Raw genomic sequence first — 16,986 nt, 5'->3', positions numbered from 1 at the left:
GACCCGCCTCTCGGACGTCCCGGGGCGACCCGGATGGCCCCTTCCCGGCCCCGCTCACGGCAGGACTCAGAGCTTCTCCAGCGGCGCGTACGCCAGCAGCAGGGTCTTCTCCCCGCCACCACCGAAGTCGATCTTGACCTTGGTCTTCTCGGCGACGCCGTCCACGGACACGACCGTGCCCAGGCCGAACGCGTCGTGGGTGACCCGGTCCCCCGGGGTGAGGTTCGGGATCGTCCTGCCGCCGGGCCTGCGGGCCGGGGCGGGGCGGGACTCGCGGCGGGTGGCGGCGCCCCAGGCGTTCTTCTCCGGGTCGCTGCGCCAGTCGACCAGCTCGGCCGGGATCTCCGAGACGAACCGGGAGGCCGGGTTGAACGCGGGCGAGCCCCAGGAGCTGCGGACGGCCGCCCGGGAGAGGTAGAGGCGCCGCTCGGCCCGGGTGATGCCGACGTAGGCCAGGCGGCGCTCCTCCTCCAGTTCCTTGGGCTCGCCGAGCGAGCGGGTGTGCGGGAAGACGCCGTCCTCCATGCCGGTGAGGAACACCACCGGGAACTCCAGGCCCTTGGCGGTGTGCAGCGTCATCAGCGTCACCACCCCCTGGCCCCCGTCGGCCGCCGGGATCTGGTCGGCGTCGGCCACCAGGGAGACCTGCTCCAGGAACTCCACCAGCGTGCCCTCGGGGTTGGCCTCCTCGAACTCCGAGGCGACCGAGATCATCTCGTCCAGGTTCTCCAGGCGGCTCTCGTCCTGCGGGTCGGTGGAGGCGGCGAGCTCCAGGCGGTAACCGGTGCTCACCAGCACCTCCTGGGCCAGCTCCGAGGGCGACAGGGCGTCGGCCTTCACCATGAGCTCGTCCATCAGCGCGACGAAGTCCTTGATCGCCTTGAGCGAGCGGGTGGCCATGCCCGGCGCCTCGTCCGCCCGGCGCAGCCCCTCCCAGTAGGGGATGCGCTCCCTGGTCGCGAACGCCTCGACCATCGCCTCGGCGCGCTCGCCGATGCCGCGCTTGGGCACGTTGAGGATGCGGCGCAGCGAGACCACGTCGTTCGGGTTGGACAGGAACCGCAGGTAGGCCAGCAGGTCACGGACCTCCTTGCGCTCGTAGAAGCGCACCCCGCCCACGACCTTGTACGGCAGGCCGGTCCGGATGAAGATCTCCTCGAACACCCGGGAGGCGGCGTTGGTCCGGTAGAACACCGCGACCTGGCCCGGCACCACGTCCTCCTCGTCGGTGAGCCGGTCGACCTCCTGGGCGACGAACATGGCCTCGTCGTGCTCGTTGTCGGCCACGTACCCGATGATCTTCGGCCCGGCACCCTGGTCGGACCAGAGGTTCTTGGGCTTGCGGCTCTGGTTGCGCGAGATCACCGCGTTGGCCGCGGACAGGATCGTCTGGGTGGAGCGGTAGTTCTGCTCCAGCAGGATCGTCCTGGCCTCGGGGTAGTCGCGCTCGAACTCCAGGATGTTGCGGATCGTCGCGCCCCGGAAGGCGTAGATCGACTGGTCGGCGTCCCCCACCACGCACAGCTCGGCCGGGGGAAGGCCGCCGTCGCCCTCCCTGACCGGCTCCCCGTCCGCGGTGAGCGGCTCGGCCCGGCCGGTGAGCTCCCGGATCAGCGTGTACTGCGCGTGGTTGGTGTCCTGGTACTCGTCGACCATGATGTGACGCCAGCGGCGCCGGTAGTGCTCGGCCACGTCGGGGAAGATCTGGAACAGCGTCACGGTCAGCATGATGAGGTCGTCGAAGTCCATCGCCCCGGCCTCGGTGAGCCGCTGCTGGTAGTTCCGGTACGCCTCGGCGAGCTTGCGCTCCAGGTGGGTGGACGCCTGCTCGGACGCCGTCTCGTAGTCGATCAGCTCGTTCTTGAAGTTGCTGACCTGGGCGGAGAACGACCTGGGCGGGTAGCGCTTGGGGTCGAGGTCCATCTCCCGGCAGACCATCGCCATCAGGCGCTGGGAGTCGGCCTGGTCGTAGATGGAGAAGCCGCTGGGGAAGCCCAGGCGCTTGGCCTCGCGGCGCAGGATCCGCACGCAGGCGCTGTGGAAGGTCATCACCCACATCGCCGCCGAGCGCGGGCCGATGAGCCGGTCGACCCGGTCCTTCATCTCCCGCGCGGCCTTGTTGGTGAAGGTGATCGCCAGGATCTCCTGCGGGTGCACGCCGCGCTCGCCCAGCAGGTAGGCGATGCGGTGGGTCAGCACCCGGGTCTTGCCCGACCCCGCGCCCGCGACGATGAGCAGGGGGCTGCCGTGGTGCACGACGGCCTCGCGCTGCTGGGGGTTGAGCCCGTCGAGCAACGGGTGGGTCAGGGAAGAGGCTGGGATCGACACGCCACCTAGGTTAGAGCGACCGGCCGACAACCGGGTCCGCCGACCGCAAGGAATGCGGACGGACTCCCCGGCGGTTGTGCTGATCGAGTGGTACGCGAAAGCGACGGAAAGGCGTTCCCATCGTGTCCGAGGACCAGATCGACCGCGTGCTGGTGGTCACCGCGCACCCGGACGACGTCGACTTCGCCGCCGCGGGCGCGATCGCGCAGTTCACCGACCGGGGCGTCGAGGTGACGTACTGCGTGGTCACCGACGGTGACGCGGGCGGTTTCGACCGCGAGCTGGACAACGGCGGCATGGCCGAGCTGCGCCGTACCGAGCAGACGGACGCCGCCAAGGTGGTCGGCGTGACCGACCTCCGCTTCCTCGGCTACCGCGACGGGACCGTGGTGCAGAGCCTGGACCTGCGGCGCGACATCACCCGGGTCATCCGCCAGGTCAGGCCGGACCTGGTGATCACCCACAGCCCGGAACGCAACCACCGGTTCATCGCCCCCAGCCATCCCGACCACCGCGCGGTCGGCGGCTGCACGCTGGACGCCGTCTACCCCGACGCGCGCAACCCCTACGCCTTCCCCGAGTTGCTGCGCGACGAGGGGCTCCAGGCGTGGACCGTCCGCGAGGTCTGGCTGAACGGCGGCCCGACGCCCGACCACCACGTGGACGTCACCGACACCTTCGACCGCAAGCTCGCCGCGCTGCGCTCGCACGTCAGCCAGGTCGGCCACCAGAGCGACTTCGAGGCGTCCCTGCGGGGCCACTTCTCCCGGATCGCCGTCGAGGCGGGGTTCGGCGAGGGCCGCTACATCGAGTCCTTCCAGCGCGTCTCCACCGCCTGACCCTCTCCTTTCAGCGCGTTCTCGATCGCCTGATCCTCCCGCGCGGGGCGGGCCCCCTCCTGTGCGGAGGGGAGCCGCGTCGCGGCAGGAGCCCGCTTCATGGGGCGGGGTCCGCCTCCGGCGGGGCCAGGCGGGCGAAGAGGTAGCCCAGGGAGTTGGTCGCCACATGGAGCATCGCGGGCGCGGCCAGACCGCCCCGCCTGCGCAGCTCGGTGAAGAGCACCCCGGCGAGCCCGGTCGCGACCACCGAACCGGCCACGACGCGCACCACCTGCCGGACGGACGCCTGCCCGGCGCCGGTCCCGGCGGGGACCGCCCCCGGCAAGACGGGTGCCGTCGCGCTCCCGGGAGCCGCCCCCACCGGGACCGGCGCGAGCCCCGGCCCGGAGACGGGCCCAGAAACGACTCCGGAGACGGGCCCAGGAACGGCCCCGGAGAGGGGCCCGGACGCGGCGGCCTCGTCGGGGGCGCCGGAGGCCAGGCCGCTCAGGGCGGGGTTGGCGGCCATCATGTCGATGGCGGGCAGGACGTGCCAGAGGCCGAACAGGGCCGAGGAGACCGCGGTCGCCGTACCGTGGCCGTGGGAGCGGGCGACGAGGGCGTGCATCACCCCGCGGAAGCCCACCTCCTCCAGCAGGACCGTGCCGATCGGCACCTGGAGCAGGGCCTCCTCCAGCGCGCGGGCGCGGGAGAGCGACAGGGCCCGCTCGTCGCGGAAGAAACGGCGGGTGGCCGGGATCGCGATGCCCACGGCGTAGGAGCCGGCCACCGCGGAGGCGAGCGCCCCGCCGATCCTCAGGCCGCGCGCCCGCTCGTGGAACCCCAGCTCGGCCCAGGAGATCCCGGAACGGCGAGCCATCACGAGCAGCGCGCCGACGGCCGTGGCCGAGGTCAGCGGTGCCAGCCTGGGGGCCACCCGGTTGTTGAGCACGTTGGCCGCCACCAGCACGGCCACCGCCCCGGCCTGGACGGCGAGCCCGGAGGAACCCCGCGCCGGGGCCACGGACCGGGATCCGGCCCGCTCCGCATCGGTCCGCTCCCCGGCGGTCCGTGCCGGATCGGCCGACCCCGCATCGGCCCGCCATGATCCGTTCCGTGCCGGCCTGTGTTCCATGGTCACGCCCCCCTCGGACGTCCCGCGTCCCGCGTGCCGGGGCGCGCCGGGAGCCGCGCGGCCCGGAAGGGCGCCCTCCGCCCCGCCCGTACCCCGGGTCCCTCGAATCCGACTCGAGGCTACGTGATCGACGGCCGGACCGCGGTGGCCCGGCACCGGTCCCGAGGAAGCGCGGTCCCCGGCGTCCGCGTGCGGCAGGGCCGTCCCCTCGGGGTTCCTCGTCGACACTCAGGAGCGGGTGACGGCGGTTCCCGGCGTCCGCGTGCGGCAGGCCGTCCCCGAATCCCCGGGGGCCGGGCCGAAGGGGTTCAGCAGGCCGACGTCCCCTGGTCGTAGCCCTTGGCGAACATCGTCTGGCGCTGCTGGGCCGTGCCGTGGGCGTCCGGGCGCAGCCAGTCGTCGGTGGGGTCGCCCGCGGCGGCCAGGTTGACCAGGAGCTCGTCCTCGTCCCCGGGCTCGGTCTGCAGCGAACCGCCCTTGACCAGGGCCCCCAGCGTCCCCCCGGCGAAGCAGTCGGCCTGGAGCTCCCGCTCGACGTTCAGCCGGAAGGCGGTGTTCAGCTGGAGCTGCACGGCGTGCCCGAACTCGTGCGGGATGATCACGTACACCGAGCCGTCGCCCATCTGACGGTAGAGCTCGCGCATCCAGTTCTCGTCGTAGGCGATGAAGTGCCCGGCCGGGCAGTAGAAGGCGTTGTTCGGCACGGCCTGCTGGTCGCCGCAGGCGGGGCCGTTGTCCCCCTGGTAGGCGATGAAGTCGGTGACCGGCCGGTAGGTCAGGCCGGACGCGGCGAACGTCTGCTTCCAGTATGCCTCGGTGAGCTCCCTGGCCAGCTCGACGTCCGAGGCGAACGTCTGGCCTCGCGCCTCGGCCGTGGCCCTGCTCCCGGCGCTCCCGGCGCCCCCGTCGCCCTCGACCGGATCACCCTGCCCGCTCCCGCCCCCGACCACGACCCCGCAGGCGGTGAGGGCCGCCGTCACGAGCACCAGAACAAGGAGGAGCGCTCTTCTCATACCCCCATCGTGACCGAAGCCGTCTCCCCGCGCGAAGGGGACCCCCCACCCGCGCGGCGCTCCGAGGGCACGGCGCGTCTCAGAGGTACGGGGCCTCAGAGGTACGGGTCTCAGGGGCACGACGTCTCAGGGGGACGGCCAGGTGTGGACGGGCTCGTTGGTGTGCATGTTCTCGATGTAGCGCAGCGTCATCCGGCGCAGCGCCTCGTGCCTGTCGATGTCGCCGAGCGCGTCCACGGCCGCGATCTGCCAGCTCGCCCCGGTCGTGCCGGTCAGGCAGCGCTGCTCGACGATCCCCAGCAGCCGGTCCCTGGCCTCGGGGTTCACGCCCCACAGGTCGAGCCCCTCGTAGGCGAGCGGCAGCAGGCGGCGCAGGATCAGCTCGGAGGCGGCCACCTCGCCGAGGCCGGGCCAGTAGAGCCGGGCGTCCAGGCCGTGCCGGGCGGCGGCGTGCAGGTTGTCCTCGGCCGCGGCGAACGACATGCGCGTCCAGATCGGGCGTTCGGCGTACGGCAGGACGCGCATGAGCCCGTAGTAGAACGCGGCGTTGGCGGCGACGTCCGCCACCGAGGGACCGGCCGGCAGCACCCGGTTCTCCACCCGCAGGTGCGGGGTGCCGTCCACGACCGCGTAGACCGGCCGGTTCCACCGGTAGACGGTGCCGTTGTGCAGGGTCAGCTCGCCGAGCGCGGGGATGTTCCCCCGGGACAGCTCCTCGCGCGGGTCCTCCTCGTCGCAGAGCGGCAGCAGCGCGGGAAAGTAGCGGGCGTTCTCCTCGAACAGGTCGAAGACCGAGGTGATCCACCGCTCGCCGAACCACACCCTGGGCCGTACGCCCTGGGCCTTCAGCTCCACCGGCCGGGTGTCGGTGGCCTGCTCGAACAGCGGGATGCGGGTCTCCTGCCAGAGCCTGCGGCCGAACAGGAACGGGGAGTTGGCCGCCATCGCCACCTGGGGTCCCGCGATGGCCTGGGCGGCGTTCCAGTTGGCGGCGAACGCCTCGGGGCTGACCTGGAGGTGCAGCTGGAGGCTGGTGCAGGCCGCCTCGGGGGTGATGCTGTCGGCGTAGGTCTCCAGGAACTCGTCGCCCTCGATCGACAGGTGCAGGTCCTCGCCCCTGGCGGCGAAGATCTGCTCGTTGAGCAGCTTGTAGCGGGGGTTGGCCGAGAGCGTGCCCTCGTGGACGTCCCCCTCGCGCAGGGTGGGCAGGATGCCGACCATGACCATGTGCCCGCCGACGGTGTTGGCCCGCTCCTCGGCGTGGTTGAGGCGATCCCTGATCACCTGTTCCAGCCGGGCCGCCCCGTCGCCCTCCAGGGACTCGGGCAGCACGTTGATCTCCACGTTGAACTGGCCCAGCTCGGTGGCCCAGTCGGGCTCCGCGATGGCCCGGAGCACCTCGGTGTTGCGCATGGCGGCCTCGCCGCGGTCGTCCACCAGGTTGAGCTCGATCTCCAGCCCCGCCTTGGGCTCGTCGAACTCGAACCTGGACTCGCGGAGCATCTGCGCGAAGACGTCGAGGCACCGGCGCACCTTGTCCCGGTAGCGCCGCCTGTCCTCGCGGCTGAACACCATCGCTGGTACATCACGTCCCATACTTCGCAGAGTCGCACATAAGTCACTGCTCGTACAGGAGATCGCGACCGATTCGAGGACAAGAATCCGGTACGGCTCCGGGCGGTCCCTTCGGAGCCGGAGCCGCGTCCCCGGAGGGCGCGGGGTCGGCCGGGACGGCCCCCGCGGTCCTCCCTGGCATCCGGCCCGGGTCAGACCAGGCGCCGTGCCGTGGCCCAGCGGGACAGCTCGTGGCGGTTGGAGAGCTGGAGCTTGCGCAGCACGGACGAGACGTGGGTCTCCACGGTCTTGACCGAGATGAAGAGCTCCTTGGCGATCTCCTTGTAGGCGTACCCCCTGGCGATCAGGCGCAGCACCTCGCGCTCGCGCTGGGTCAGCGAGTCGAGCTCGGGGTCGATCGGCGGGGCCTCGCTGGAGGAGAACGCGTCCAGCACGAACCCGGCCAGCCTGGGCGAGAAGACCGCGTCCCCCTCGGCCACCCGGCGGATGGCGTCGGTGAGCTCGCGCCCGCTGATGTTCTTGGTCACGTACCCCCGGGCGCCGCCGCGGATCACGCCGATGACGTCCTCGGCCGCGTCGGAGACCGACAGGGCGAGGAAACGGACCGTGGAGCCGGAGCCCAGGACCTTGCGCAGCACCTCCTGCCCGCCGCCCCCGGGCATGTGCACGTCGAGCAGGACCACGTCCGGGCCGAGCTCGGCGATCGCCTTGACCGCGGACTCCACGTCCTCGGCCTCGCCGATCACCTCGATGGAGTCGCCCAGCTCGGCGCGGACGCCGGAGCGGAACAGCCGGTGGTCGTCGACGATCAGTACCTTCACCGTGCTCATCGCGTCCCCCGCAGCCGTGTCATGACTCGCCGCTCGTTCACGCCTTCTCCAGTTTCATGGTCAGCATCACTTCCGTACCCTCGCCGGGTTCGGTACGCACCCGGGCGCTGCCCCCGTGGCGTTCCATCCTGCCGATGATCGACTGGCGGATACCCATACGATCCTCGGGTACCTCGTCCATGTCGAACCCGGCCCCGCGGTCCCTGACGAAGACGGTGACCTCGTCCGGCTCGGTCTCGGCGTAGACGGAGACGACCTCGGCCCCGGAGTACTTGGCGGCGTTCACCATGGCCTGCCTGGCGGCCTGCATCATCGCGGACAGCTCGGGGGTCAGCGGGCCGTCGCCGACGCAGACGACCTCGATCGGCACCCCGTGGGCGTCCTCCTCCTCGGCCGCGACCCGCCGCACGGCCGCCGCCACCGAGGCGTCGGCGTCCTGCTGGGGCTGGTACAGCCAGTTGCGCAGCTCCCGCTCCTGGGCGCGGGCCAGCCGCATCACCTCGCGGGGGTCCTGGGCCCTGCGCTGGATCAGCGTCAGCGTGTGCAGCACCGAGTCGTGCACGTGCGCGGCGACCTCGGCGCGCTCCTCCTGGCGGATGCGCTCGCGGCGCTCGCGCTGCAGCTCCTTCCACAGGGCGGCCAGCCAGGGGGTCGCGATCAGCGCGACGCCGCCCACCACCACCAGCGTGAACACGATGCCGGGACGCGCCTTGCCGAGCTCGTCGTTGGCCACCAGGAAGCCGATCGCGCCGACCACCACGAGCACCAGCCCGAGGAAGGTGCGGACCCGGTTCTGGCGGACCTGCCCCACCGTGTGGCTCATCCAGCGCTGCCGCCGGTCGGGGTCGGCCTGCTGCCACAGGATCAGCGAGCCGATGCCGCCCACGGCGAGCGGCCAGGCGCCGAGCCCGGCCCCCGAGGTCCCGGTGAGCCAGCTCAGCGCGACGAGCGCCAGCCCGATCGCGCCGTACGCGGCGATCTGGCTCCAGTCCCTGGCGGGCTCCCTGCCCTCGTGCGGTTCGCGCGAGGTGAACATCCACAGGGCGGCGTAGGCCACGGCACCGAAGCCGTCCACCACGGTGAGCAGCACGAAGGCCAGCCGCAGCACGACCGGGTCGAGCCGGAGCTGGGCGGCGGCCCCCTGGGCCACCCCGGCCACCAGCCGCCCCTGCACCGGCCTCACGAGGCGGGGAAGGGGCGCGTCCTTGGACGTCACGGGCGCCGTGTCGAGAAGTGTCTGTCGGTCAGCCATATCGTCAGCATCGTCACACGAACCAGCGTGCCACCGCATCAGGCGTTCCCCTGAAGCGACCCTGAGGAAAGGGCCTGCTCTCCGGGGTCACTCAGGGGTCTCCCGGATGCGGCGGGGAGCCGGAAAGGCCACGATGAGAGCATGAAAGACACCGGCCGGGCCCAGGAGCACAGGATCGGCGTGCCCGGCTCCGCGTCCGCCCTCCCCGAGGGGGAGCGGAACCTGGGGCGCAGCGATCAGGGGCGCATGCTCACCGGCGTCTGCGCCGGCCTGGGGCGGTACGCCGGTATCGACCCGGTGCTGTTCCGCGTCGGCTTCGCGGTGCTGGTCCTCGGCTCGGGGATCGGCATCATCCTCTACATCGCGGCCTTCCTGCTGATGCGCGAGACCGACGGCGGTCCCGGCCACCTGGAGCAGTGGACCCGGCGCGACTTCGACGGCGAGACGGTCCTGACCCTGCTGACCGGCGTCTTCGTCCTCGGCCTGGTGATCAACATCTCCTCGGACGGCGTCGGCACCGGGACGATCGTGGTCGGCACCGTCTTCGCCATCGCCCTGCTCGCCGCCCACGCCCGGGGGGTCGACCTGCTGGCCGTGGCCCGGTCGCTGCCCGACCGGCTGCGCCGCCGCGGGAGGACGCGTCCCGGCGACTCCTGGCCGGGAGCCTCCGACGGCCCCCGGCCGGTCGGGGAGCACGACCACGCCGCCCGCGCCGCCTGGGCCGACGGGCACGCGGGACCTCCCGTGCCCGGGAACGCCAGGGACGCCGGGGGCGGCGGGGACCTCCGGGACACCGGGACCTCCCCCGGGAACGCCGCGCGGACCTCCGCGTTCACCTCCGCCCATGCAGCGGAGTCCGTCACCTCGACCGTGAACGCCCCCGGCCCCGCGGACGCCCCGGGCCCGGCGCGCGCCTCCGGCCCCGCGGACGCCCCCGGCCCTGACACTCCCGGCTTCGCGGACGCCCCAGGCTCCGCCCACGCTCCCGGTCCGGCGCACGCCTCCGGGAACGCCGCTCACCCCCCGGCCCGCGCCGTCGCCGGGCCGGGTGGTGAGCCGGCCTCGGAGCCGCCCGGCCCCGGCTCCCCGGGCGGGTACGCCCCGGGTCCGGGTCCCGCCGGCCCGTCCGGGGGGTTCCCCTCGGCCCCCTTCCGCGCCGCGTCGGCCCCGTACCGCACCGCGGGCTCGTCGTTCGACTCCTCGGGCGAGCCCTTCTCGCCGTACGGGCCCTACCAGCCCCTCGACCCCCGCAGGCGGGCACAGCCGCACGACCCCTACGACCTGTCCGGGTACGGCCAGGCGGTCCAGGCACCGCCCAGGCCCCGCCGGCCGAGGTCGTTCGTGGGGGTCGTCACCATCATCCTGGCCATGATCGTTGGAGGGATCACCGTGGCGATCCAGTCCACCTCGGGATCGGTCGACATGACCGTCGCCGGAGGCGCCGCGCTCGCCGTCATCGGCGCCGGCCTGCTGGTCGCCGCCTGGGTCGGCCGGGGAGCGGGGCTGGTCGTGATCGGCACCGTGCTGTCGATCGCCCTGGTCGGCGGGTCCCTGCTCGCCGGCATGCCCAAGAAGTTCGGCAACTACCGCTGGGAGCCCGTCGCCCTGTCGGAGGTGGCCCGCGGCTACGAGGTGGGCGTGGGCGAGGGCACCCTGGACCTGAGCGAGCTGGTGCTGCCACCGGGCTCGCGGACCGTCCTGGACGCGTCGGTCACGGTCGGGGAGATCAGCGTGGTCCTGCCCGCGACGGTCAGGGCCGAGGTGAACGGCTACACCAGGTTCGGCGACGTCAAGATCGACCACACCGTGGAGGGCGGTGCCGACATCCGGCACAGCAGGGTCCTGGAGCCGGAGGTGGACCCGGAGGAGGACGTGGCGACCATCGTGCTGAACATCAAGGCGGGCATCGGGGACGTGGAGGTGCGCCGTGCCGCATGATCCCGAGCGTCCCGGGTCCCGCGAGCTCCACGAGCGCCGGCGCGTGCACCGTACGGACTGGATGGCGCTGCTCAGCGGCATGCTGTTCGTCTCGGCCGGGGTCGTGTTCGTGAGCCGGCCGTCCGTCGAACCGCTGATCATGCTCACGATCCTGGTCGGCGGCTTGGGCCTGGCGGGCCTGGTCGCCATCCTGGCCAGGGTGATCCGGCGCTGACCGGGAGGGCCCGGCGCCGGCCGACGGGCTCTGTACCGGCCGACGGGCTCTGTACCGGCCGTGGGGCCCGGCATCGGCGTGGCGTGGCGCGGAGGGGTTGACCGACAACAGCAGGGGCGTACGTTCACTTTTGTCGGCTTCCACAGCTCCATGCCCACCGGGTGCACCGGGAGGACGTATGCCTCGAACATCCCTCACCGTCGACGGAGTCCGCTACGAGGAGGAGGTCGAACCGCGTCTCCTCCTCGTCCACCTGCTGAGAGACCGGCTGGGCAGGACCGGTACGCCCGTCGGCTGCGACACGAGCAACTGCGGCGCCTGCACCGTGCTGCTCGACGGGGTGAGCGTGAAGAGCTGCTCCGTGCTGGCCGTACAGGCCGACGGGAGCGACGTCGTCACCGTCGAGGGCCTGGCGGAGGGCACCGACTGGCACCCCATGCAGCGCGCCTTCCACGAGGAGCACGCCCTGCAGTGCGGGTACTGCACCCCCGGCATGATCATGGCCGCGATCGACCTGCTCAGGGACGACCCGAACCCGTCGGAGGAGGCGGTCCGCGCGGGCCTGGAGGGCAACCTGTGCCGGTGCACGGGCTACACCAACATCGTCCGGGCGGTACGGCGCGGCGCCCGGGAGATGGCGCGGCCGGACGGGGAGCGGGAGACGGCCGGCACGCCGGGGCCCGGGGCGGCCCGGCAGGAGGCCGAAGGGCAGGTGCGGACGCCGTGACCGAGCAGCTCGACGCGGGCCTGGTCGCCGAGCGGATCGCCGAGAGCGACGCGCTCGGCACCCCGTCCGCCGCCCACGAGGTCGGCAGGGCGCGCAGGCGCAAGGAGGACGCCCGGCTGGTCACCGGCCGCACCACCTGGACCGACAACATCCAGCTCCCCGGCATGATGTACGTGGCCTTCCTGCGCAGCCCGATGGCCCACGCCAGGATCACCCGGGTGGACACCTCGGCCGCGCGCGACCGGCCGGGCGTGGTCGCCGTCTACGGCGGCCGGGATCTCGCCGACGAGCAGGGCAGCCTCCCGTGCGCCTGGCCGGTCAGCGAGGACGTCCTGATCCCCGAGCACCCGCCCATGGCGGTCGACGAGGTCCGCTACGTCGGCGAGGCGGTGGCCTGCGTGGTCGCCACCGACCGCTACCGGGCGGCCGACGCCCTGGAGGCGATCGAGATCGACTACGAGCCGCTGGACGCGGTGCTCGACATGACCGAGGCGCTCACCGAGGACGGCCCCAGGGTCCACGAGGGCGCGTCCGCCGGGAACCGGGCGTTCACCTGGAGGTTCTCCGGGGGTGACATCGAGGAGGCGTTCCGCGACGCCCCGGTGGTGATCGAGCGCACCTACGTGCAGCAGCGGCTCATCCCCACGGCCATGGAGCCCCGCGCGGTGGTGGCCACCACCGACGGCGACTCGTTCACGCTGTACTCGGCCACCCAGATCCCGCACGTGCTCCGCGTCATGCTCGCGCTGACCACCGGCATCCCCGAGCACAAGCTGCGGGTGGTCGCCCCGGACGTGGGCGGCGGCTTCGGCTCCAAGCTCCAGGTCACCGCCGAGGAGGTGCTCGCCCTGCTGCTGACCCGGCGGCTGGGCAGGCCGGTGAAGTGGACCGAGTCCCGTTCCGAGGGCAACCTGACCGCGCACCACGGCCGCGACCAGCTCCAGCGGATCCGCCTCGCCGCCGACCGGGACGGGCGGGTGCGGGGCGTCCAGGTGAACCTGCTGGCCGACATGGGCGCCTACCTGATGCTGATCACACCGGGCGTGCCGCTGCTCGGCGCGTTCATGTACAACGGCATCTACAAGATGGACGCCTACGACTTCACCTGCACCGGCGTCTTCACCACCAAGGTGCCGACCGACGCCTACCGGGGTGCGGGGCGGCCTGAGGCGACGTTCGCGATCGAGCGTGCGATGGAGGAGCTCGCCCACGAGCTGGGCATGGACCCCGTCGAGCTGCGCCGCCGCAACTGGATCACCCACGAGGAGTTCCCGTACACCACAATCTGCGGGCTCACCTACGACTCGGGCAACTACGAGGCCGCGACCGAGCGGGCCCTGGCCCTGCTCGGGTACGACAAGCTCAGGGCCGAGCAGGCCGACCGCCGCGACCGGCGTGATCCGGTGCAGCTCGGCATCGGCGTCTCCACGTTCACCGAGATGTGCGGGCTGGCCCCCTCCCGGGTGCTGGGCAGCCTCAGCTACGGCGCGGGCGGCTGGGAGCACGCCTCGGTCAGGATGCTCCCCACCGGCAAGGTCGAGGTCGTCACCGGCTCCTCGCCGCACGGGCAGGGGCACGAGACCGCGTGGAGCCAGATCGTCGCCGACGCGCTGGGCGTGCCGTTCGAGGACGTCTCGGTGCTGCACGGCGACACGGCCGTCTCCCACAAGGGCATGGACACCTACGGCTCCCGTTCCCTGGTCGTGGGCGGCGTCGCCGTGCTGGCCGCCTGCGAGAAGGTCAAGGAGCGGGCCAGGATCCTCGCCGCGCACATGCTGGAGGCGTCCGCCGACGACGTCGAGTTCGCCGACGGCACGTTCACGGTCCGCGGCACCGGGGTGGGGAAGACCATCCAGGAGCTGGCGCTGGCGACCTTCGCCGCGCACGACCTGCCCGAGGGGTTCGAGCCCGCGCTGGACGCCGACGCGACCTTCGACCCGGACAACTTCTCCTTCCCGCACGGCACCCACCTGTGCGCGGCCGAGGTGGACACCGAGACGGGCGCGGTGCGGATCCGCGCCTACGTGGCCGTCGACGACGTGGGATCGGTGGTGAACCCGCTGATCGTCGAGGGACAGGTGCACGGCGGCATCGCCCAGGGCGTCGCCCAGGCGTTGTTCGAGGAGGCCGTCCACGACGCCGAGGGCAACCTGCTCACCGCGACCATGGCCGACTACCTCATCCCGTCCGCGTCCGACCTCCCGGCCTTCGTCACCGACCGTACGGAGACCCCGTCGACGACCAACCCGCTGGGCGTCAAGGGCGTCGGCGAGGCCGGGACGATCGCCTCCACGCCCGCGGTCGTCAACGCGGTCGTCGACGCGCTGCGCCCCTTCGGGGTGAACGACGTGCGGATGCCCTGCACCCCCGAGCGCGTCTGGCGCGCCGTCACCGAGGCAGGCGCTCCGGCGGCCGGGCCCGAAGCCGGACCGGGGACCGAAGCCGGGGCCGAACCGGCGACCGAAGCCGGGACCGCCCGTCCGGCAGGACCGGACTCCGAGGGAGGCGACCGATGATCCCCGCGTCGTTCGACTACGTCAGGCCCGAGTCGCTGGAGGAGGCCTGCCGGGTGCTCGGCGAGGCCGCGGACTCCGGCGACGACGTCAAGGTGCTGGCCGGGGGGCAGTCGCTGCTGCCGCTGCTGCGGCTCCGGCTGGCCTACCCGTCCACGCTGGTGGACCTCGGGCGCCTGCCCGGGCTGCGCGGCATCGACGACCGCGGCGACCACGTGTTCGTCGGCGCGCTCACCACCCACGACGAGGTGCTGCGCTCCGCCGTAATCAGGGACCGCGCCCCGCTGCTCGCCCTGGCCACGGCCACGGTCGCCGATCCCGCCGTACGGCACCGCGGCACGCTCGGCGGCTCCCTGGCCCACGCCGACCCCGCCGGGGACCTGCCCGCGGTGGCGCTGGCGCTCGGCTGCGTCCTCGTCGCCCGCTCCGGCGACGGCGAGCGGGAGATCCCCGCGGCCGACTTCTTCGTCGACTACCTGGAGACCGCGCTCGGTCCCGGCGAGGTGCTGACCGGCGTCAAGGTGCCCGTCCTGGGCCCGGGGTGGGGGTTCCACTACGAGAAGTTCCACCGGACCGCCCAGGCGTGGGCGATCGTCGGCGTCGCCGCGGCCGTGCGGCGGGGTGACGGGATCGTCGAGGAGGCCAGGATCGGGCTGACCAACATGGGCTCCGTCCCGGTACGGGCCGGGGCCGTGGAGGAGGCGCTGCGCGGGGTGGACCTCTCCTCCCCCGGCTCCGACGGCACGGCCGACCCGATCGCGCAGGCGTGCGCGCGAGCCGACGAGGGCACCTCGCCCTCGTCCGACCTGCACGCCAGGCCCGACTACCGCCGCCATCTGGCCCGGGTGCTGACCCGGCGGGCGGTCAGGAGCGCGATCGGCTGAGCCCTGCCCGGCTCGGGACCGGGGCGATCGGGTCCCGAGCCGGATCGGGGACGGCCTCCCGATCCGGCCGGGATCACCGGGTGCCGAGGCATCGTCCACGCCCAGATGGGCAGTACCAGAGATACGGACACCGACCGGCTCGGACCGTTACGAGCCATTGTGGTCCGATATAGAGGCATAAAGACAACTATGGGTTGCGTTGGGTCCTTCGACCGCTTCCGCAGCGGTGTACTGGAATACGACCCCGTGTAGTCGTAATGTCGCAGCAGCGACCGATCGACAAGGAGCGGATCGATGGCGATGCGATTCGAGCACGAGTTCACGGTCCCGGTGCCGGTCGAGCAGGCCTGGCCGGTGCTGCTCGACGTCGAGCGCGTCGCGCCCTGCCTGCCCGGCGCCACCGTCGACAAGGTCGAGGGAGACTCCTTCACCGGCAAGCTGAAGGTGAAGGTGGGGCCGATCACGGTCACCTACCAGGGACGCGCCTCCTACGAGAAGGTGGACGAGGACGCCCGCTCCATGACCCTGGAGGCCTCCGGCAAGGAGGCCAGGGGTTCGGGCACCGCCGGTGCCACGGTCGTCGCCCGGCTGCACCCCGAGGGCCGCACCACCCGCGTCACCGTCGAGACCTCCTTCACCGTGACCGGCCGCCCCGCCCAGTTCGGCCGGGGCGTGATGACCGAGGTCGGCGGGAAGCTGATCGACAGGTTCGCGGCCAACCTCTCCCGGCTGCTGGGCGAGAGTCCCGGCGTGGAGACCGCCGCCGAGACCACGCCCGACACGGGCGGCGTGGGCGGCTGGAGCGCTCCCTCGGCACCGGAACCGGTGCCCGCCGAGCAGTCCGGCGAGCAGTCCGCCGAGCAGTCCGGTGAGACGCCGGCGACCCCGGGCGGTGCGAAGGGCTCCAAGGGCTCCAAGGGCCCGAAGCGCCCCAAGGGTTCGGACGGCGCGGACGCGAGGACGGCGGCCCCCGGCCCGGCGGGCGCGACGGCCCCGGCCCCCGCCTCCCCCACCCCCGGGTCCCCCGCCGCGGAGGCACTTGCCGCGGAGACGCTCGCCACGGAGACCTCCGGCCGACAGGACCCGCCCACGGGCTTCCCCGGCCCCGCGGGCGCCACCGCCCCCGCGGCTCCCGCCGAGGGGAGCACCACCGGCCCCGGTACCGCAGGAACCGCGGGTGCCACGCCCCCCGCCCCGGACGACACCGGCACCGCGGATTCCGGCACGCCGGGCTCCGGCACGGGTGGTCTGGACGGCCCCGGTACGAGTGGTACGAGCACGCGTGGTGGCGGCACGGACGGTCAGAACCCGTCCGAGACGGGCACGACCGGTGCGGGCACGGCTGCGGGCACGGCTGCGGGCACGGCTGCGGGCACGGCTGCGGGCACGGCGGGTGCGGGTGCCGCCGCCTCCGGGTTGGGCGGCCCGGACGGCCCGGAGGGGATGAGCCCTCCGGCGGCCGCCCCCGCCGCTTCCGGGCCGGGTGGGACCGGAAGGCACCTCAGCGCGGTGCCGACCCCTCCCGACGTGGTCCTCGGCGAGGAGGCCGACACACGCCGGAGCCACCCGGCCGGTACCTCGCGCACCTCGCTCAGCCCCGACGAGGAGGCCCTGAACCTCCTGGAGGTGGCGGGCCTGCCGCTGCTCAAGCGTGCCGCCCCGGTGGTCGCCGCCCTCGCGTTCCTCATCCTGATCACCTGGTTGATCCGCCGCGCCCTGAACCGGCACTGAACCGGCACTGAGCGCACGACGGCGAACG

General features: G+C 73.0%; 13 protein-coding genes. 7 read left to right on the top strand and 6 right to left on the bottom strand.

Going from position 1 to position 16,986, the window contains the following annotated elements:
* Positions 1–66 precede the first annotated feature (66 nt).
* Entirely contained in the window at positions 67–2,328 is a 2,262-nt protein-coding gene (gene pcrA, locus ACIBCT_RS03705; protein WP_399185832.1) for a DNA helicase PcrA, read from the bottom strand.
* A 119-nt stretch (positions 2,329–2,447) separates the two neighbouring features.
* On the opposite strand from pcrA, the gene ACIBCT_RS03700 reads away from it, so the two are divergent.
* The gene (locus ACIBCT_RS03700; RefSeq protein WP_399186091.1) at positions 2,448–3,167 is read left to right on the top strand and encodes a PIG-L deacetylase family protein; all 720 of its coding nucleotides are present in this window, start codon (positions 2,448–2,450) and stop codon (positions 3,165–3,167) included.
* A 97-nt stretch (positions 3,168–3,264) separates the two neighbouring features.
* Here the strand turns inward: ACIBCT_RS03700 and ACIBCT_RS03695 are convergent, their stop codons facing one another.
* From ACIBCT_RS03695 to ACIBCT_RS03675, 5 genes are all read right to left on the bottom strand, one after another.
* Entirely contained in the window at positions 3,265–4,170 is a 906-nt protein-coding gene (locus tag ACIBCT_RS03695) for a CPBP family intramembrane glutamic endopeptidase (RefSeq protein WP_399185831.1), read from the bottom strand.
* Positions 4,171–4,589: 419 nt separating this feature from the next.
* Entirely contained in the window at positions 4,590–5,414 is an 825-nt protein-coding gene (locus tag ACIBCT_RS03690) for a neutral zinc metallopeptidase (protein WP_399185830.1), read from the bottom strand.
* A gap of 6 nt (positions 5,415–5,420) precedes the next feature.
* The gene (locus ACIBCT_RS03685; RefSeq protein ID WP_399185829.1) at positions 5,421–6,890 is read right to left on the bottom strand and encodes a glutamate--cysteine ligase; all 1,470 of its coding nucleotides are present in this window, start codon (positions 6,888–6,890) and stop codon (positions 5,421–5,423) included.
* A 170-nt stretch (positions 6,891–7,060) separates the two neighbouring features.
* Positions 7,061–7,699 (bottom strand): response regulator transcription factor, encoded by a 639-nt coding sequence (locus tag ACIBCT_RS03680; protein ID WP_344889767.1) that lies wholly within the window; start codon positions 7,697–7,699, stop codon positions 7,061–7,063.
* Between the two features lie 37 nt (positions 7,700–7,736).
* Positions 7,737–8,951: a PspC domain-containing protein gene (locus ACIBCT_RS03675; RefSeq protein ID WP_344889770.1), complete on the bottom strand. Its 1,215-nt coding sequence runs from the start codon at positions 8,949–8,951 to the stop codon at positions 7,737–7,739.
* A gap of 141 nt (positions 8,952–9,092) precedes the next feature.
* Between ACIBCT_RS03675 and ACIBCT_RS03670 the strand changes: the two genes are divergently transcribed.
* The 6 genes from ACIBCT_RS03670 (at position 9,093) to ACIBCT_RS03645 (ending at position 16,958) form a co-directional block, all read left to right on the top strand.
* Complete coding sequence (locus ACIBCT_RS03670) at positions 9,093–10,889, top strand: PspC domain-containing protein (protein ID WP_399185828.1); 1,797 nt, start codon at positions 9,093–9,095, stop codon at positions 10,887–10,889.
* Positions 10,879–11,103, top strand: a complete 225-nt coding sequence (locus ACIBCT_RS03665) for a hypothetical protein (RefSeq protein ID WP_399185827.1) — start codon at positions 10,879–10,881, stop codon at positions 11,101–11,103. Before ACIBCT_RS03670 ends, ACIBCT_RS03665 begins: the two co-directional genes overlap by 11 nt.
* A 178-nt stretch (positions 11,104–11,281) precedes the next feature.
* Positions 11,282–11,830 (top strand): (2Fe-2S)-binding protein, encoded by a 549-nt coding sequence (locus tag ACIBCT_RS03660; protein WP_399185826.1) that lies wholly within the window; start codon positions 11,282–11,284, stop codon positions 11,828–11,830.
* Positions 11,827–14,346 carry a xanthine dehydrogenase family protein molybdopterin-binding subunit gene (locus tag ACIBCT_RS03655; protein ID WP_399185825.1) on the top strand — a complete coding sequence of 840 codons (2,520 nt, stop codon included), beginning with the start codon at positions 11,827–11,829 and terminating at the stop codon, positions 14,344–14,346. Before ACIBCT_RS03660 ends, ACIBCT_RS03655 begins: the two co-directional genes overlap by 4 nt.
* On the top strand, positions 14,343–15,227 hold the full coding sequence (locus ACIBCT_RS03650) for an FAD binding domain-containing protein (protein ID WP_399185824.1): 885 nt from the start codon (positions 14,343–14,345) through the stop codon (positions 15,225–15,227). Before ACIBCT_RS03655 ends, ACIBCT_RS03650 begins: the two co-directional genes overlap by 4 nt.
* Positions 15,228–15,521: 294 nt before the next feature.
* Entirely contained in the window at positions 15,522–16,958 is a 1,437-nt protein-coding gene (locus ACIBCT_RS03645) for an SRPBCC family protein (protein WP_399185823.1), read from the top strand.
* Positions 16,959–16,986 lie beyond the last annotated feature (28 nt).

Origin of the sequence: Streptosporangium sp. NPDC050855 (genome assembly GCF_044456585.1) — a bacterium.
Lineage (GTDB): Bacteria > Actinomycetota > Actinomycetes > Streptosporangiales > Streptosporangiaceae > Streptosporangium > Streptosporangium longisporum.
The sequence above is the reverse complement of the archived record's forward strand: the minus strand, read 5'-3'. Positions and strand labels throughout refer to the sequence as shown.